The sequence below is a fragment of the Actinophytocola sp. NPDC049390 genome, from assembly GCF_044466355.1.
Lineage (GTDB): Bacteria > Actinomycetota > Actinomycetes > Mycobacteriales > Pseudonocardiaceae > Actinophytocola.
Map to the genome: position 1 here is coordinate 88,859 of NZ_JBITMQ010000013.1, position 16,738 is coordinate 105,596.

Genomic DNA, 16,738 nt, shown 5'->3' on the forward strand with positions numbered 1-16,738 from the left:
GGGGCATGATGGGCGCTCGTGACAGAGCACTTCCAGGTACATGGCGGCGCACGCTTGGTCGGCGAGGTCGACGTGGTCGGCGCCAAGAACAGCGTGTTGAAGCTGATGGCGGCCGCGTTGCTGGCCGAGGGCACGACGACGCTCACGAACTGCCCACAGATCCTGGACGTGCCGTTGATGGCCGAGGTGCTCCGCAGCCTCGGCTGCGAGGTGACCATCGAGGCCGACACGGTCACCATCACCACGCCCGCCGACCTCAACCATCGCGCCGACTCGCCCGCGATGGGCAAGCTCCGCGCCTCGGTGTGTGTGCTCGGGCCGCTGGTCGGGCGCTGCAAGCGGGCCGTGGTCGCGCTGCCCGGTGGTGACGCGATCGGCGTGCGGCCGCTCGACATGCACCAGAACGGCCTCCGGCAGCTCGGCGCGCGCAGCGAGATCGAGCACGGGTGTGTCGTCGCCGAGGCCGAGGGCCTGCACGGCGCCCAGATCTGGCTGGACTTCCCGAGCGTCGGCGCCACCGAGAACATCCTGATGGCCGCCGTGCTCGCCAACGGCACCACCGTGATCGACAACGCGGCCCGCGAGCCGGAGATCGTCGACCTCTGCCTCATGCTCCAGCAGATGGGCGGCAAGATCGAGGGCGTCGGGACGTCCACCCTGACCGTCCACGGCGTCGACGCGCTCCAGCCCACCGAGCACCGGGTGATCGGCGACCGCATCGTCGGGGCGACCTGGGCCTTCGCCGCGGCGATGACCTGCGGTGACGTCACCGTCCGCGGTGTCGACCCCCACCACCTGGACCTGGTGCTGGAGAAGCTCCGCACCGCGGGCGCCGAGGTGACGATCATCGACGACACGTCGTTCCGGGTCGTCCAGCACGACCGGCCCACCGCCGTCGACTTCGTGACGCTGCCGTACCCCGGTTTCGCCACCGACCTCCAGCCGTTCGCCATCGCGCTGACCTCGATCGCCGACGGCACCTCGATGATCACCGAGAACCTGTTCGAGGCGAGGTTCCGGTTCATCGAGGAGATGGTCCGCCTGGGCGCCGACGCCCGCACCGACGGCCACCACGCTGTGGTCCGCGGCGTCGAACGCCTGTCGAGTGCCCCGGTGTGGGCGTCCGACATCCGCGCGGGCGTCGGCCTGGTCCTCGCGGGCCTGTGCGCGGACGGTGTGACGGAGGTCTGGGACGTCTTCCACATCGACCGCGGGTACCCGGGTCTCGTGGAGAACCTGGTCAAGCTGGGTGCGGACGTCCGGCGCGTGACAGGCGACCCGGACCGGAACTGACTCCCTGCGGGGCCTGGCCGCGTCTCGTCGGCTAGCCGGCGTCGGTCTTGCTGCGCCTCCTGTCGCGTACCCGGACCACGACGAACAGCACGATCGCCAGTGCCACCGCGGCGATGACGACCTTCTGGAAGATGCCCGCGTACTCGTCGACGACCTGCCAGTTGGCCCCCAGCAGGTAGCCGGCCACGACGAAGACCGAGTTCCAGATCAGGCTGCCCAGTGTGGTGAGGGAGAGGAACTGCCACATCGGCATGCGTTCCACGCCCGCCGGTAAGGAGATGAGGCTGCGGAACAGCGGCACCATCCGGCCGAAGAACACCGCCTTCGTGCCGTGTTTGAGGAACCATCTCTCGGTGCGGTCGAAGTCGGACGGTTTCATCAGGGGCGCGCGGATGATCAGTGCGCGGACCCGGTCCCGGCCGAGCCAGGCGCCGAGCCAGTAGGTGAGCAGGGCGCCCACCACGGAGCCGAGGGTCGTCCAGAACAACGCCATGAACAGGCTCATGGTGCCCTGGCTCGCGGAGAAGCCGGCCAGTGGCAGCACCAGTTCGCTCGGCATCGGCGGGAAGATGTTGTCGATGCCGACCAGTAACGCCGCGCCCGGACCGCCCAGCTTGTCCATGAGGTCCACCGCCAGGCCGGCGAGACCTCCCGGCTGGTCGGCGGCTGCCACGATCATGCCTCTGCTCCTTCGGATCGGGGGTGGATGATCGCAACGCTATGTGTCCGAAGGTGGGCGCGCCATGAGGAGATCCGCCCGATTTGCCTGTGGTTGTCCGCAGTAAAACATTGTGGACATCCACAGTTCGCGATCCCCGCACCCTCGCTAACCTGGCCACATGCCTTCTCTCGCCACCCATCTGCACCGTGCCCGCCGCGGCACGGTGGGGCTCACGCTGGGTGGTCTTACCGCGCTGGCGGAGATGGTGCTGGTGGTGCTGCTCACCCCGGTGCACGCGATACCCACCGCCCGGCCCCGTATCGAGGCGTTCGGCAGCGGACTGGTCGACCTCAACCGCCGCAGGCTGGTCGCCTACCTGGACTTCGACGACCTCCTGTGCGTCCAGCCGACCTGGCCGCGCACGCAGTCCTACCTGGTCCGCCGGTTCATCGTCGGCCTGATCGGGGCGTCGATCCTCGGGCTCATCCTGATCGGCGTCGTGTCCGCGGCGATCATGGGCTGGCAGGTCGTCGACGGGAAGCCGGTCGGCGGCGGCGAGGAGGGCAACACGTGGTACGAGATCATCGCCATCGCCGGGATGGGGCTGGTCCTCGTGTTCGGGGCGGTGTGGGGCCTGATCGGCGTGGCGACCCTCGAACGGTCCCTGGCCAACCAGTACCTCGGGCCGACCGAGGAGGAACTGCTGCGCAGGCGGGTGTCCCAGCTGGCCACCACCCGCGCCGGGGTCGTGGAGGCGATCAACGACGAACGCCGCAGGATCGAACGCGACCTGCACGACGGTGTGCAGCAGCGGCTGGTCGCGCTGGGCCTGCTGCTGGGCAGGGCGCGGCGCGCGTCCGACCAGGAACACGCGGACGATCTGCTGCGGCAGGCACACGAGGAGTCGCAGCAGGCGTTGCGGGATCTGCGCGACGTCACGTGGCGGGTGTACCCGACCGCGTTGGACGAGGGTGGCCTGCACACGGCCCTGGAGGGCGTCGCCGAGCGGTCGAGCGTGCCGGTGTCGTTGCGGTACGGGTTGGCCGGACGACTGGACCTGGCCACCGAGACGGTCGCCTACTTCGTCGCGTCCGAGGCCGTCACCAACGCGTTGAAACACGGTGGACCGTCCGCGATCGAGATCGACGTGGTGGCGGAAGGGGAGGGGATCGTGGTTTCCGTCCGGGACAACGGAAGCGGGGGTGCGGATCCGGCCGGGTCCGGCCTGTCCGGCTTGGCGAGCCGGGTCGCCGCGGCGGACGGAATGTTCACTGTGGACAGTCCGGCCGGTGGGCCTACGGTGGTTCGTGCGTGGTTACCGGTGTGAGTGCTCTGATCGCGCCAGCGGAGTGGACATCCGGAGCGAGGACGGCCTCGCGTTTCGACAGGGGAGCGTTGTGAGAGTCGTTCTCGCCGAGGACAACACGCTGCTGCGTGAAGGGCTTCTCCGGCTGCTTGCCGAGGAGGGGCACGAGGTCGTCGGCGCTGTCGCGGACGGGGAGTCCCTGGTCGAGATCACCGGCAGGGAGTTGCCGGACGTGGTCGTCACCGACGTGCGGATGCCACCCACCAACACCGACGAGGGGCTTCGCGCGGCCCTGGTGATCCAGGAACGGTGGCCGCAGGTCGGGGTTCTCGTCCTCTCGCAGTACGTCGAGACCCGCTACGCCGGGCAGTTGCTGGGGCGTGACCAGGGCAGGGTCGGCTACCTGCTCAAGGACCGGGTCACCCAGGTCGGAGAGTTCCTCGACGCGCTCGGCCGTATCGCCGACGGTGGGGCGGCGTTCGACGAGGAGGTGGTGCGGCGGCTCGTCACGAAGCCGTCGAAGGCGGACCCGTTGACGACGCTCAGCGAGCGCGAACTCGAGGTGCTCAAGCTGATGGCGGAAGGGCACACGAACAACGCGATCGGGAAGCGGATCCACGTGTCCCGGTCGGCGGTGGAGAAGTTCGTCAACTCGATCTTCCTCAAGCTCGACATCGGGAGCGACTCCGACTACCACCGGCGGGTGCTGGCGATTCTGCGTTACCTCGCGTCCTGACGCCGTGCTCCACGAGCCGCGGTCGCCGCGACGCTAGGTGGTGGCCCCGCCGGGCGGCCGGACCACCACCTCGACCCGCTGCGTCATGTTGTTCGCCATGCCGCCGACGTTCCACGGCTGGTCCACCGGCTGCACGCCCGTCTCGTCCTCGGCACGCGCCATCAGCGTGTACTCGCCCGGCGTGGCCTCCCACGTCGCCGACCACGACCGCCACGCGTACCGGTCCGCGGCCGGGCCCAGCGTCGCGGGCAGCCACGTCCGGCCGTCGCAGCTCACCGACACCGCCGTCACCGGGGCACGACCGGACCAGGCGCGGCCGGTCAGCGTCACCACCCCCGCCGTCACGTACCGGCGGCGCGTCATGAAGTCCGGGTAGCCCGGCGGGACCATCAGCGCGCGGGGACGGATCCGCGTCACCGGTGTGCCCGGATCGTCCGCCGACATCCGTTCCCGGTACGCCACGGCGTTCTGGTACCCGTCGAACGGCTCCGCGACCACCTCGATGTCACGCAGCCACTTCACGTGCGCCATCCCGTACCAGCCCGGCACCACCGCCCGCACCGGCGCACCGTGCTGGGGCGGCAGGGGCGCGCCGTTCATCTCGTACGCCAGCACGACGTCCGCCACGTCGGCCACCGGCAGGCCGCGCTGGTAGTCCTGCTCGACGCCGCGCTCCGTGCCGTGGTCGTGACCGGTGAAGACGACCTCCACCGCGTCGGACGACAGGCCCGCCGCGGACAGGACGTCCGTCAGCCGGGCGCCTCGCCAGCGGGCCGTGCCCACCGCCTCGTCCAGCCACGGCTGGCTCACCGGCCGGGGCAGGAGGCGGGCCCGGCCGTTCCCGGCGCATTCCAAGGTCACCGTGCGTTCGACCGCCGGGAAGTCGCGGAGCGCGGCCAGGTCCAGCACCAGAGGTGTGGCCACGCGGCCGCGGACCGCCAGGCGCCACGTCGTCTCGTCCACGAACGGGATGTCGTAGTGCGTCAGCAGGTAGTGCATGCCGATCGGGGTCACGTCGTAGCGCAGCGCCTCCAGTGGCATGCCGTGGTTGCGGGCCGCCAGGCGCAGTTCGTCGAGGGAGACCGCCTCGTCCGGTGCGGCCACGCGGGCCGCCTCATCCGTGCGCATGGAACACAGCATGCGCCCCCGACGGTCAGTCCGCGAGCAACGTCCGGATCGCGACGTCGTGGTCGTCGGGGAAGACGAGGATCCGCAGGCCCTCACCCTCCGGGTCGGGGACCGTCGTCGCGCGCACGCCGGCCTCCTGCAGACGTTCCTCCACGACCCGGGCGGCCGTCGACGAGGGCACCTTCGCCACCTCGCGCAGCAGGCCGTAGTCCTTGCGGTGCGCCTTGTCGGTGTCCAGACTCGACGCCCACCGCAGCACGACGACGAACAACGCCATCACGCTCAGGCCGACCAGCAGGATCATCAGCATGGACACGGTCACATTGTCTCGCGGTGGACAGTCCGGCACCAGGTGGTCCTGCGGCATGCACCACACACGGGCTGCCGACCAGGTTACCGGCCAGTACGCTCGGGTGAACCGCGCCAACGGAGGTGGTTGGAGATGCCGTACCCATCCGACAGCGAGCGGGACCGGCCGTGGGTGATGCGGACCTACGCGGGCCACTCGTCGGCCGCCGCGTCCAACCGGCTCTACCGGCGCAACCTGGAGAAGGGGCAGACCGGCCTCTCGGTCGCCTTCGACCTCCCCACGCAGACCGGGTACGACCCCGACCACACCCTCGCGCGCGGTGAGGTCGGCAAGGTCGGGGTACCGATCAGCCACATCGGCGACATGCGGCAGCTGTTCGACGGCATCCCGCTCGCCGAGGCCAACACCTCGATGACCATCAACGCCACCGCCATGTGGCTGTTCGCGCTCTACGTCTCACTCGCCCAGGAGCAGGCGGAGGAACAGGGACGGGACTGGCACGAGGTCGTCGGCAAGCTCGCGGGCACCACCCAGAACGACATCATCAAGGAGTACCTGTCCCGCGGCACGTACGTCTTCCCGCCCGGGCCGAGCCTGCGCCTGATCACCGACATGGTGGCGTGGACCGTCGGGAACGTGCCGAAGTGGAACCCCACGAACATCTGCAGCTACCACCTGCAGGAGGCGGGCGCGACCCCGGTCCAGGAGGTCGCCTACGCCATGTGCACGGCCATCGCCGTGCTCGACGCCGTCCGCGACTCCGGGCAGGTGCCGCAGGAGAAGATGGGCGAGGTCGTCGCGCGCATCTCCTTCTTCGTCAACGCGGGCGTGCGGTTCGTCGAGGAGATGTGCAAGATGCGTGCGTTCGCCCAGCTGTGGGACGAGGTCACGCGCGACCGTTACGGCGTGGAGAACCCGAAACACCGCCGTTTCCGCTACGGCGTGCAGGTCAACTCGCTCGGGCTGACCGAGGCGCAGCCGGAGAACAACGTGCAGCGCATCGTGCTGGAGATGCTCGCGGTGTCCCTGTCCCGCAACGCGCGGGCCCGCGCGATCCAGCTGCCCGCGTGGAACGAGGCGCTCGGCCTGCCGACGCCGTGGGACCAGCAGTGGGCGCTGCGCATGCAGCAGGTGCTCGCGTACGAGACGGACCTGTTGGAGTACGAGGACATCTTCGACGGCTCACCTGTCATCGAGTCCAAAGTGGACGCGATCGTCGACGGCGCCAAGGCCGAGATCGAGCGGGTGCAGGAGATGGGCGGCGCGGTCGCGGCCGTCGAGAGCGGCTACATGAAGACCCAGCTCGTCGCCTCGCTCGCCGAGCGCCGCCGCCGGATCGAGGCGGGCGAGGAGATCGTCGTCGGTGTCAACAGGTTCGAGAACACCGAACCGAGTCCGCTCGAGGGCGAGGGCGCCATCGAGACGATCAAGCCCGAGGTCGAGCAGGAGGCCGTCGAGGCCGTCAAGCAGTGGCGCGACAGCCGCGAACAGTCCGAAGTGGACAAGGCGCTGGAGTTGCTGGCCGCCACCGCGCGCACGGACGCGAACCTCATGGAAGCCACACTCGCGTGCGCCAGGGCCGGGGTGACGACAGGGGAGTGGGCGGGCGCGCTGCGCGAGGTGTTCGGTGAGTACCGCGCCCCGACCGGCGTCTCCGGGGCGTCCTCGGGCGGTGACGGTGCCGGTGAGCTGGCCGCCGTCCGGGAACGGGTCCGCGCGACCGGTGACGAACTCGGCGGCAGGCTCCGCATGCTGGTCGGCAAACCGGGCCTCGACGGGCACTCCAACGGCGCCGAGCAGATCGCGGTGCGCGCCCGCGACGTCGGCTTCGAGGTCATCTACCAGGGCATTCGCCTCACCCCGGCGGAGATCGTGACCGCGGCGGTGCAGGAGGGCGTGCACGTGGTCGGCCTGTCCATCCTGTCCGGTTCGCACCTCGCGGTGGTGCCGGACGTCGTCGACGGGCTGCGGGCCGCCGGTGCGGCCGACGTCCCCGTCGTGGTGGGCGGCATCGTGCCGCCCGCCGACGCGCGGCAGCTGCGGGAACGCGGTGTCGCCCGGGTGTTCACCCCGAAGGACTACGAGCTGACCGAGATCATGAACCAGATCGTCGACGTCATCCGATCGGCGCACGGGCTGACCTAGAAGGCGCTCACTGAAAGCAACATGCCGGACACGGAGAGCGTCACCGATGGGGCCTACGGGACCTGGTCCGGAGCGTTACCGACACTATGTCTCGGTTATACAACGGACTTCGTTGATCTTACGCCCAGCTTTGACCAGCCCCGATCTCTCCCCCTACGTTGAGTTGCCATCGAGACGCGATTACGCCGAGCGATTGACGTGAGGACTGGGACGATGGCGATGAACAACTGGACACGACGCGACTTCTTCAGGTTCGGCGCGGTCGCGGGCACCGCGGTCATCGGTGGTCCCGCACTGCTGACGGCCTGTTCGGAGGTCCCGCAGGGTGGATCCGGTGAAGGTGGCACCCTGCAGAGAATCAAGGAAGCCAAGACGATCAAGGTCGGCATCGCCGGCGAGGTCCCTTATGGCTATACCGAGGGTGGCGAGGTCACCGGAGAGGCGCCCGAAGTCGCCAAGGCGGTGTTCAAGGCGATCGGCGTCGACAAGGTCGAGGCGACGCAGGTCGAGTTCGGTCAGCTGATCCCCGCGCTGAACGCCGGGGACTTCGACATGGTGGCCGCGGGAATGGCCATCAAGCCCGACCGCTGCGGGAACGCTGAGTTCTCCAACGTGGACTACGTGACGCCGACCGCCTTCATGGTGCCGAAGGGCAACCCGCAGGGCGTCACGAACTTCGAGGACGTGAAGGCCAAGGGCCTCGCGATCGCCGTGCTGTCGGGCACGATCGAGCAGAGCGTGGCGAAGGCGACCGGGATCGCAGAGGACAAGATCCAGCCCTACGACGGTCAGCCGGAGCTTTTCCAGGCGCTGCAGGACAATCGCGCCTACTGCGGTGCGCTCACCGACATCTCGCTCAAGGAGCTGCTCAAGCAGAACTCCGGTGCGCCGTTCGAGGTGACCGACGGCTTCGTCCCGGTGGTCGGCGGCAAGGAACAGATCCAGGCCGGCGGCTTCGTCTTCCGCAAGGGCGAGACCGACCTGGTCGAGGCCTTCAACGCCGAGCTGGACAAGCTGCACCAGTCCGGCGAGTGGTTGGAGATCGTCAAGCCGTTCGGTTTCACGGAGGACAACCTGCCGCCGGAGGACGTGACCACCGAGCAGCTCTGCGCGGGGTCCTGAGCAGGTAGGCGAACGTCGTGTTCGACAACCTGTCGTTGTTCGTCAGCACGATCGCCGAGGGTTTGCTGCTGACGGTCGAGGCGACCGTCGGCGGCATCCTCATCGCGACCGTGCTGTCGTTCGTGTTCGGTCTCGCGATGCTGTCGAAGTCGCGGACGGTGCGCGTACTCGCGCGGATCTACGTCGAGATCTGGCGCGGCACCTCGGAACTCGTGCAGTTGCTGTGGATCTACTTCGTGTTGCCGGTGCTGGTCGGCTACCGCGTCGTCCCGCTGGTCGCGGGCATCGTGGTGCTGGGCCTGAACTTCGGCGCGTACGGCGCGGAGATCGTCCGCGGCGCCGTGCAGTCGGTGCCGAAGGCGCAGTACGAGGGCGCGATCGCGCTGAACTTCACGCGTGCGCAACGGATGCGGCGCGTGGTCCTGCCGCAGGCACTCGTGGAGATGGTGCCGCCGTTCAACAACCTGTTCGTCCAGCTGCTCAAGGGCAGTTCGCTGTTGACGATCATCTTCGTGCACGAGATGACCTACCAGGCGCGTGAGGTGCTGATCGACCGGCACATCGACCAGGCGTGGCTCATCTGGACGGTCGTTCTGCTCTTCTACCTGGTGCTGGCGGTCCTGATCACCGCCGGGATGCGGGCGCTGGAGCGCTGGGCCGGGAAACTGGTCGGCCGCAAGCCGTCGCGGGCCAAGACCCTGCGGTCCATGGTGCTCAGCACCAGGACGGGGGTGGCGCCGTGAACGACGTCTGGCAGTGGGACTACTTCTGGGACGTTCTCCCGGAGGTGGCCGGAAACGGTCTGCTCGTGACCTTGCAGGCCACGGTCTACGGCTCGGTCATCGCGTACGTGCTCGGCCTCGTGTTCGCGCTGCTGCGCCGGTCACCGTTCCGCGTGGTGCGTGGCGTGACGTGGGCGGTCGTGGAGTTCATCCGCAGCACGCCGCTGCTGGTGCAGATCTTCTTCCTGTTCTTCGTGTTCCCGGACTTCGGCATCAAGTTCGACCCGCTCACCACGGGTGTGATCGCGCTCGGTCTGCACTACGCGACCTACGCCGCCGAGGTCTACCGCGCGGGCATCGAGGCCGTGCCGCCGGGGCAGTGGGAGGCCGCCACCGCGTTGAGCCTGCCGAAGGCGCGGACGTGGCGGGCGGTGATCCTGCCGCAGGCCATCCCGCGGGTGCTGCCCGCGCTCGGCAACTACACGATCTCGATGCTGAAGGAGACCCCGCTCCTGCTGGCGATCGGTGTCCTGGACATCGTGGGCGCGGCACGCGAGGAGGGCTCGGAGACGTATCGCTTCGTCGAGCCGATCACCACCGCGGGCCTGTTGTTCCTCGTGCTGAGCTACTCCGCATCCCTACTCGTTCGATGGTTGGAGCGTCGTGTCGGAACCGTCCACTGAGGATTTCATGATCCGGTTCGAGGACGTGGTCAAGCGGTTCGGCGACCACGTCGTCCTCGACGAGCTGAACTTCACCGTCGCGCCGGGGGAGTTCGTCACGCTGATCGGGCCGAGCGGCTCGGGCAAGACGACGATCCTGCGGCTGCTCATGACACTGGAACAGGTCAGCGGCGGCAAGATCCACGTCGACGGCGAGTGCCTCACGCACATGCGCCGCGGCGAGCGGCTGATGCCCGCCGACGAGAAGCACCAGCGCCAGGTGCGCAAGCGCATCGGCATGGTGTTCCAGCAGTTCAACCTGTTCCCCAACATGAAGGTGCTGCAGAACCTCACCGAGGGGCCGATCCGCTCGCTGGGGTTGTCCAGGGCCGAGGCCGAGGACCGGGCGCGTGAGCTGCTGGACCTGGTCGGGTTGTCCGAGAAGGTGAACGCACACCCGACGCAGCTGTCCGGCGGGCAGCAGCAGCGGGTCGCGATCGCGCGGGCACTCGCCATGCGGCCGGACGTGCTGCTGCTCGACGAGGTCACCTCGGCGCTGGACCCGGAGCTGGTCGCGGGCGTGCTCGCGCTGCTGAAGGACATCGCGAACACCACGGACATCACGTTCCTGTGCGTCACCCACGAGATGGGTTTCGCGCGCGACGTGTCCGACCGGGTGATGATGTTCGACGGCGGCCAGATCGTGGAGGACGCGGCACCGGACAAGCTGTTCAGCGAGCCCGACCACGAGCGGACGCGGGAGTTCCTGAGCGCGGTGCTGGAGCGGGGCTAGGCTCGCAGGCATGGAGCACATCACGGTCAAGGACGACGGTGACACGGTCCGGATCACCATGAACCGGCCGTCGCGGCGGAACTCCTTGTCCTACGAGCACCTGTCCGAGCTGCTCAGCGCCTTCGAGGACGCCGGTGACTCGGCCGCGACGGGCATCGTCCTCGCGGGCGAGGGGCCGGTCTTCTCGGCCGGGCACGACTTCGGCGACGTCGCGTCCCGCGACCTCGTCGGGGTCCGTGACCTGCTGCAGCTGTGCACCGGGCTGATGAAGACGATCGAGTCGGTGCCGCAGGTGGTGGTCGCCCGCGTGCACGGCCTGGCGACCGCCGCCGGTTGCCAGCTCGTGGCGTCGTGTGACCTCGCGGTGGCCGCCGAGTCGGCCGGGTTCGCGCTGCCCGGCGGCAAGGGCGGCTGGTTCTGCCACACGCCCGCCGTGCCGGTGGCCCGCAACATCGGCCGGAAGCGGCTGATGGAGATGGTGCTGACCGGCGACGTCATCGACGCGCCGACCGCGTTGGAGTGGGGCCTGGTCAACCGGGTCGTGCCCGACGAGGACCTGGACGCGGCCGTCGACGACCTGCTCGCGAAGGCCACCCGCGGCAGCCGGGCCAGCAAGGCGCTCGGCAAGCAGACGGTCTACGCGCAGCTGGACCGGCCGGAGGCCGACGCGTACGCGGTCGCCGTCGAGGTCATGGCCGCCGCGTCGCAGCTTCCCGGTGCTCGGGAGGGGATGGCGGCGTTCCTGGAGAAGCGGCGTCCGGAGTGGCCGGACTGAGCAGCCCGGCCGCGCCCACCGCGACCACGCAGAACACCGCGATCAGCAGGAACGTGTGGTTGAGCGGCATCAGGTGCGTCATCGGCCCGACGACCGCCGGGCCCGCGAGGATGCCGAGGTAGCCGAGCCCGGCGACGCGGGACACGTTCGCGCCCGCGTTGTCGCGGTCGGCGTGCCCGGCCGCGCTGAACAGCTGCGGCACGCTCCCGGACAGCCCGATGCCGAACAACGTCCACCCGGCGAGCGCCATCGGGATCGACGAGGTCAGCGACGCGGTGAGGATGCCGACGGCGGCGATCGCCGAGCCGTAGCGGACGATCGCGACCGGGCCGAACCGCTGGGAGACGGGGTCGGTGAGCAGGCGGCCGATGGTCATGGCGGCCGCGAAACAGCCGTACGCGAACGCGGCGGTCGCCTCCGGCGCGTCCAGGACCGTGCTCAGGTGCAGCACGCTCCAGTCGTTCGCGACGCCCTCGGCCAGCATGAGCAGGAACGCGATCACGGCGAGCCACCAGATCCGGCCCGGGGTCCGCCTGCGCTGCTTCGGGCCCTCCTCGGCGGGCTTGGGTGTCTTGCGCATCAGTGCCGGAGTGGCGGCCGCGGCGATGGCCAGCGTGATGCCGGCCGACACGGCGAACGTGGTCACCGGCGACCAGTCCCAGGTCAGCGTGCGCGCCCCGGCGAGGGCGGCGAGGAACCCGCCGACCGACCACACGGCGTGGAACGCGGACATGATCGTGCGGCCGTAGGCGTGTTCCACCTCGACCGCGTGCGCGTTCATGCTGACGTCGAGACAGCCGTTGCCCAGGCCGAGCGCCACGAGTGCCGCGCCGAGCGCGATCCCGTTGGTGGCGAGGCCGGGCAGGATCAGCGCGGTCGTGCACAGGACCGCCGACAGCGGCACCACGCGGTGCGGGCCGAACCGGTCGGTCAGCGGGCCAGCGACCTGCATGCCGGCGAACGCGCCGCCGCCGAGGAGCAGCAGGAGCAGGCCGAACGTGGCGTGGTCGACCCCGGCCCGTTGCTCGATCACCGGGATGTGGACCACCCACATGCCGATGACGAAGCCGTTGAGGCCGAAGAAGGCAAAGGTCGCCACCCGAGCGCGCCGCATCACCATTCGAACATAACCCATGTTCGTTCGGGCGCGCTACGCACTATTGTTGTGTTCGTGAGCACTGAACGGCTGCGCCGGATCGCCGAGGCGACCCGGGACGCGGGTGAGATGAGCGTGATCGAGCTGGCCGCGTTGACCGGCGCCTCCGAGATGACCATCCGGCGTGACCTGGAGGTACTGGCTGCGCAGGGCGTGCTGGAGCGCTACCGGGGCGGTGCGCGGAGTCTGCTGCTGCGGGGCGAGGAGCCGCCGTACGCGTTGCGGGTCACCGAGGACGTCGAGGCCAAACAGCGGATCGCCGCCGAGGTCGCCGCGTTGCTCGCGGATGGCGAGTCGGTCGTGGTGGACAGCGGGACCACGTGTGTCGCGGTGGCCCGCGCGCTGCACGACCGGCGGATGACCGTGGTGCCGCTCTCCCTGCACGCCATGAACGCGCTCGTGGGCGCCCCGTCGCTCACGCTGCTGTTCCCCGGCGGCGCGCCCCGGCCGGGCGAGCTGGCGCTCACCGGTCCGCTGACCGAGGCGTCGCTGGCGTCGCTGCGGTTCGACACCGCCGTCCTCGGGTGCTGCGGGCTCACCGCCGCGCACGGCGTGACCGGTCACGACCTGGCGGACGCCGCCGTGAAGCGGGCCGCCATGCGCTCGGCGAGCCGGGTGATCGCGGTGGCCGACTCGTCGAAGTTCGCCCGCACCGCGCTGGCCGTGGTGACACCGGTGTCCGAACTGGACGTCGTGGTCACCGACACCGCAGCGCCCACCGCCGAGGTGACCGCTCTCGAAGCGGCGGGCGTGGTGGTCCGGCAGGTCTGACTGCCCTGAAAGTCGCTTTCGGGACGTTGAGCCTGGATCCACCGGTGGTCAACCTGGTTGTTCCGGACCTGTGGCAAGCGCGGCCTGGTCAGACCCGCTTCGCACCGCCGGGCGCGCATCCGCCGGGTGCCGTGCTGCGAGGGGCGCCTTCGCGGCATCGCCCGGGTGCCGCGAAGGGCGCTTTCGCAGCATTGAACGCCGGTAGTGCGCCTTTCGCAGCACCGCCCGGGCGCTGCGGGCCCTGGCCCGCGCAGCGGGCCGCCTTGCGCAACGGCCGACCTTGATCACCGGTCGATCCGGGACGTTGAGTGTCCCGAAAGCGTCCCTCAGGACGTTGAGTGTCCCGAAAGGCCCCTTCGGGGAATCCCCCGGCCGGGCGCGCAGCGCCCGAGGCCCGCGAAGCGGGCAAGGCCCCCAAGCAGGCCGGGCGCAAGCCCACGAAGACGACCTGCCTGCCCTCCCGTCGACCTGGCAAAGCCCGATCACACCGGGTCAAGGGGCCCTGCCCGAGATCAGCCCGTCCGGCGAGGACCCCCCGGGAGGGAAACCCCGCACACAACCGAGCACGATCACCGGCGGATTCACGCGCCCTGGTGCCTGCCCCTCGTGGTCATGTTCTGCAGGACCGTCCAAATCGGACCCAGTGCCAGCCAGACGGCGACGACGCCGCCGAGCCGCGTCATCCAGCCGCCCGGCGCCCACAGCGCCTCGGTCTGCGCGGGCGACGCGACCACGAAGGACAGCAAGGCCATCGCCGCGCACGCGATCCCCACCGCGGCAAGGCACTTGCCCCACTCGCGCCACTCGTACCGCACGCGCGCGGGTCCGCTCTTCGGCGGCTTCACCGGCGGCGGACCGCCCGCGAACCGGTGCGCGACGCGCTGGTCGGCCCACCGGATGAGGCTGTGCCCGAACGCGACGCTGAACCCGAGGTAGGCCGCGCCGAGCCCGTGCACCGCGGTCGCCTCGCCGCCACCGCGCAGGTCCACGACGGTGAACGCCAGCAGCGCGACGTCCAGCAACGGCGTGCCGACCAGCAGCACCACGCTCGTCCGCCGCCACCGCAGCAGGTAGCGGGCGACGAGCCCGGCGGCCAGAACCACCCAGAACCCGATCTCACAGGCGACGATCGCGATCGCCATGGGGCTGACATCCTCCATGCCCTCAACCGTGCCGGTCCCGCGCGATCATGTCGTCGGCAAACCGGGGCAGCCGGTGTCATCACTTCGGGGGACCCGCGGTGCCATCCTTGTGCGGACGCCCGCGCGTGCGCGCGTGTGCTGTGATGGGACCGTGAACGCCGGTGTCGAACGGTTGCGTGCGTGGGCGGAGCCGCGCATGCCGGTGCTGGTGGCCGTGCTGCAGTTCGCGGTCGGCAGCGTGATCCTGGCTTCCGGGCTGCGGGAGCTCGTCAGCCTGGGGCCGGGCGGGCTCGCGACGGACGACCCGCTGCGGCTGCTGCCGTTCGCGGTCCTCTGCGCCACCGAGCTGTTGCGCACCCGCGCACCCGGCGTCGGGTTGTCGGCCGCGCTCGTGCTGGCGGGCGCCGAGCTGTTCTACGACGTCGCCGTGCCGACGCTGCTGGTGGTCATGGACCTGCTGTTCGCCGCTGTGGTGTACGGGAAGCGCCGCACGAGCAGGTTCGTCGTGTGGTGCGCGGGCGCCGTGGTGCTGGTGTTCGCGGTCCTGTCGATCGTGTCCGCGCACGACTTCCAGGAGATCGTGGTGCGGGTCGTGCAGGTGTGCAGCATCCCGCTGATCCCCGTGTGGTGGGGCGTCAACGTGCGCCAGCACCGCGACGCGGCGGCGGCCGAGCGCGCACGTGCCGACCAGGTCGCGCGGATCGCCGATCTGGACCGGGACGCGGCCGTGCGCGAGGAACGCGCGCGGATGGCCCGCGACCTGCACGACGTGATCGCCGGTCACCTGTCGGCCATCGCGATCCAGTCCGCCGCCGCGCTGTCCATGGTGGACGGTGACACCGCGGCGATGCGGCGGGTGCTGAAGTCCGTGCGGGAGAACAGTGTCCAGTCGCTGACGGAGATGCGCGCGATGATCCACCTGCTGCGGTCCGAGAAGTCGGGTGTGGAGCACACCGCGCCCGCCCGGTTGCGGGACATCGCGCAGCTGCTGGAGTCCGCGCGGGTCGCGGGGCTGTCCGTGTCGGCCTCGGCCGACCTCGACGCGGAGCTGCCGGTGGCGGTGGACCTGTCGGCGTACCGGATCGTGCAGGAGGCGTTGGCCAACGCGGTCAAGCACGCACCGGGATCGCGGGCGTCGGTGACCGTCGACCGGCAGGACGCCACGTTGGTGGTCGAGGTGGTGAACGACCGTACAGTGTCCACTGTGGAGTCTTCGGGTGGGCGTGGCCTGCTGCACATGCGTGAGCGGGCCGAGGCGGTCGGTGGTGTGCTGGAGGCCGGGCCGCACGAGCGGCAGTGGCGGGTGCGGGCCGAGCTGCCCGCGGAGGAGACCCTGTGAGCGGAGCGAACCATCGAGCGCGCGACGTGATCCGGGTGCTCATCGCCGACGACCACGCGGCCATCCGCGCGGGGCTGACCATGATCCTCGACGGCGCGCCGGACATCGAGGTCGTGGCGGAGGCGGAGGACGGTGCGACGGCGGTGCGCAAGGCGGCGGCGCTGCGCCCGGACGTGGTGCTGATGGACGTCCGGATGCCGGGCACCGACGGGCTGACCGCGACCAGGCAGGTCATCGAGGCGAGGACCGCGCAGGTGATCGTGCTGACCACGTTCGACATGGACGAGTACGTCTACGGCGCGATCCGGGCAGGCGCCGCGGGTTTCCTGCTGAAGTCGGTGGACGCGTCGCGCTTGGTCGAGTCGGTGCGCCTGGTGGCCGCCGGTGACGGCGTCATAGAACCGAGTGTCACCCGAAGGTTGATGGCCGCGTTCGCGTCCGCCCGGCCCGCGGTGTCCCGGCCACCGGGCCTCGACGACCTGACCCAGCGCGAACGCGAGGTGCTGGTGTGCCTGGGGGAGGGCCTGTCGAACCAGCAGATCGCGCGCCGCCTCGGCGTCGGCGAGGCGACGGTGAAGACACACGTGTCGCGGGTGCTCACCAAGCTCGACCTGCGGTCCCGTGTGCAGGCGGCGGTGCTCGCGAAGGACGCGGGGCTGGTCGGCTAGCCTGCTTCG

At 70.1% G+C, this 16,738-nt stretch carries 17 protein-coding genes; 12 read left to right on the forward strand and 5 right to left on the reverse strand.

Going from position 1 to position 16,738, the window contains the following annotated elements; translation table 11 throughout:
• The first annotated feature begins 18 nt into the window (after positions 1 to 18).
• Positions 19 to 1,293 (forward strand): UDP-N-acetylglucosamine 1-carboxyvinyltransferase, encoded by a 1,275-nt coding sequence (gene murA, locus ACIBVP_RS31915; RefSeq protein WP_396110111.1) that lies wholly within the window; start codon positions 19 to 21, stop codon positions 1,291 to 1,293.
• 31 nt (positions 1,294 to 1,324) lie between these two features.
• On the opposite strand, the gene ACIBVP_RS31920 is transcribed toward murA, so the two are convergent.
• Entirely contained in the window at positions 1,325 to 1,972 is a 648-nt protein-coding gene (locus ACIBVP_RS31920; RefSeq protein ID WP_396110112.1) for a DedA family protein, read from the reverse strand.
• A 160-nt stretch (positions 1,973 to 2,132) separates the two neighbouring features.
• On the opposite strand from ACIBVP_RS31920, the gene ACIBVP_RS31925 reads away from it, so the two are divergent.
• Both ACIBVP_RS31925 and ACIBVP_RS31930 read left to right on the forward strand, forming a co-directional pair.
• Positions 2,133 to 3,281, forward strand: coding sequence for a sensor histidine kinase (locus tag ACIBVP_RS31925; RefSeq protein WP_396110113.1), 1,149 nt, complete (start codon positions 2,133 to 2,135; stop codon positions 3,279 to 3,281).
• A 70-nt stretch (positions 3,282 to 3,351) separates the two neighbouring features.
• Positions 3,352 to 3,996, forward strand: coding sequence for a response regulator (locus ACIBVP_RS31930; protein WP_396110114.1), 645 nt, complete (start codon positions 3,352 to 3,354; stop codon positions 3,994 to 3,996).
• Positions 3,997 to 4,029: 33 nt separating this feature from the next.
• On the opposite strand, the gene ACIBVP_RS31935 is transcribed toward ACIBVP_RS31930, so the two are convergent.
• Complete coding sequence (locus ACIBVP_RS31935) at positions 4,030 to 5,124, reverse strand: sulfite oxidase (RefSeq protein WP_396110115.1); 1,095 nt, start codon at positions 5,122 to 5,124, stop codon at positions 4,030 to 4,032.
• 25 nt (positions 5,125 to 5,149) lie between these two features.
• On the reverse strand, positions 5,150 to 5,440 hold the full coding sequence (locus ACIBVP_RS31940) for a hypothetical protein (RefSeq protein ID WP_396110116.1): 291 nt from the start codon (positions 5,438 to 5,440) through the stop codon (positions 5,150 to 5,152).
• 126 nt (positions 5,441 to 5,566) lie between these two features.
• On the opposite strand from ACIBVP_RS31940, the gene ACIBVP_RS31945 reads away from it, so the two are divergent.
• From ACIBVP_RS31945 to ACIBVP_RS31970, 6 genes are all read left to right on the forward strand, one after another.
• Positions 5,567 to 7,579 carry a methylmalonyl-CoA mutase family protein gene (locus tag ACIBVP_RS31945; RefSeq protein ID WP_396110117.1) on the forward strand — a complete coding sequence of 671 codons (2,013 nt, stop codon included), beginning with the start codon at positions 5,567 to 5,569 and terminating at the stop codon, positions 7,577 to 7,579.
• Positions 7,580 to 7,792: 213 nt separating this feature from the next.
• The gene (gene ehuB, locus ACIBVP_RS31950) at positions 7,793 to 8,701 is read left to right on the forward strand and encodes an ectoine/hydroxyectoine ABC transporter substrate-binding protein EhuB (RefSeq protein ID WP_396110118.1); all 909 of its coding nucleotides are present in this window, start codon (positions 7,793 to 7,795) and stop codon (positions 8,699 to 8,701) included.
• 17 nt (positions 8,702 to 8,718) lie between these two features.
• Positions 8,719 to 9,444, forward strand: a complete 726-nt coding sequence (gene ehuC / locus ACIBVP_RS31955) for an ectoine/hydroxyectoine ABC transporter permease subunit EhuC (protein WP_396110119.1) — start codon at positions 8,719 to 8,721, stop codon at positions 9,442 to 9,444.
• A complete protein-coding gene (ehuD, locus tag ACIBVP_RS31960; protein ID WP_396110120.1) occupies positions 9,441 to 10,106 on the forward strand; it encodes an ectoine/hydroxyectoine ABC transporter permease subunit EhuD in 666 nt (221 codons plus the stop codon). The genes ehuC and ehuD overlap by 4 nt, the downstream gene beginning before the upstream one ends.
• A 7-nt stretch (positions 10,107 to 10,113) precedes the next feature.
• Positions 10,114 to 10,878, forward strand: a complete 765-nt coding sequence (gene ehuA, locus ACIBVP_RS31965; RefSeq protein WP_396110121.1) for an ectoine/hydroxyectoine ABC transporter ATP-binding protein EhuA — start codon at positions 10,114 to 10,116, stop codon at positions 10,876 to 10,878.
• Positions 10,879 to 10,888: 10 nt separating this feature from the next.
• Positions 10,889 to 11,653 (forward strand): enoyl-CoA hydratase-related protein, encoded by a 765-nt coding sequence (locus ACIBVP_RS31970; RefSeq protein WP_396110122.1) that lies wholly within the window; start codon positions 10,889 to 10,891, stop codon positions 11,651 to 11,653.
• Here the strand turns inward: ACIBVP_RS31970 and ACIBVP_RS31975 are convergent.
• Positions 11,568 to 12,752, reverse strand: coding sequence for an MFS transporter (locus ACIBVP_RS31975; protein ID WP_396110123.1), 1,185 nt, complete (start codon positions 12,750 to 12,752; stop codon positions 11,568 to 11,570). The genes ACIBVP_RS31970 and ACIBVP_RS31975 overlap by 86 nt on opposite strands.
• Positions 12,753 to 12,824: 72 nt before the next feature.
• Between ACIBVP_RS31975 and ACIBVP_RS31980 the strand changes: the two genes are divergently transcribed.
• The gene (locus ACIBVP_RS31980) at positions 12,825 to 13,580 is read left to right on the forward strand and encodes a DeoR/GlpR family DNA-binding transcription regulator (RefSeq protein WP_396110124.1); all 756 of its coding nucleotides are present in this window, start codon (positions 12,825 to 12,827) and stop codon (positions 13,578 to 13,580) included.
• 581 nt (positions 13,581 to 14,161) lie between these two features.
• Here the strand turns inward: ACIBVP_RS31980 and ACIBVP_RS31985 are convergent.
• Positions 14,162 to 14,740, reverse strand: a complete 579-nt coding sequence (locus ACIBVP_RS31985; RefSeq protein ID WP_396110125.1) for a hypothetical protein — start codon at positions 14,738 to 14,740, stop codon at positions 14,162 to 14,164.
• A gap of 133 nt (positions 14,741 to 14,873) precedes the next feature.
• On the opposite strand from ACIBVP_RS31985, the gene ACIBVP_RS31990 reads away from it, so the two are divergent.
• Both ACIBVP_RS31990 and ACIBVP_RS31995 read left to right on the forward strand, forming a co-directional pair.
• The gene (locus ACIBVP_RS31990; RefSeq protein WP_396110126.1) at positions 14,874 to 16,061 is read left to right on the forward strand and encodes a sensor histidine kinase; all 1,188 of its coding nucleotides are present in this window, start codon (positions 14,874 to 14,876) and stop codon (positions 16,059 to 16,061) included.
• The gene (locus tag ACIBVP_RS31995; RefSeq protein ID WP_396110127.1) at positions 16,058 to 16,729 is read left to right on the forward strand and encodes a response regulator; all 672 of its coding nucleotides are present in this window, start codon (positions 16,058 to 16,060) and stop codon (positions 16,727 to 16,729) included. The genes ACIBVP_RS31990 and ACIBVP_RS31995 overlap by 4 nt, the downstream gene beginning before the upstream one ends.
• Positions 16,730 to 16,738: the final 9 nt, after the last annotated feature.

Coding starts and splice junctions, on each gene's coding strand:
- ACIBVP_RS31935 (WP_396110115.1), bottom strand. CDS start 5,124: ATGCGCACGGATGAGGCGGCCCGCGTGGCCGCACCGGACGAGGCGGTC.
- ehuB (WP_396110118.1), top strand. CDS start 7,793: ATGGCGATGAACAACTGGACACGACGCGACTTCTTCAGGTTCGGCGCG.
- ACIBVP_RS31920 (WP_396110112.1), bottom strand. CDS start 1,972: ATGATCGTGGCAGCCGCCGACCAGCCGGGAGGTCTCGCCGGCCTGGCG.
- ehuA (WP_396110121.1), top strand. CDS start 10,114: ATGATCCGGTTCGAGGACGTGGTCAAGCGGTTCGGCGACCACGTCGTC.
- ACIBVP_RS31925 (WP_396110113.1), top strand. CDS start 2,133: ATGCCTTCTCTCGCCACCCATCTGCACCGTGCCCGCCGCGGCACGGTG.
- ACIBVP_RS31970 (WP_396110122.1), top strand. CDS start 10,889: ATGGAGCACATCACGGTCAAGGACGACGGTGACACGGTCCGGATCACC.
- ACIBVP_RS31985 (WP_396110125.1), bottom strand. CDS start 14,740: ATGGAGGATGTCAGCCCCATGGCGATCGCGATCGTCGCCTGTGAGATC.
- ACIBVP_RS31945 (WP_396110117.1), top strand. CDS start 5,567: ATGCCGTACCCATCCGACAGCGAGCGGGACCGGCCGTGGGTGATGCGG.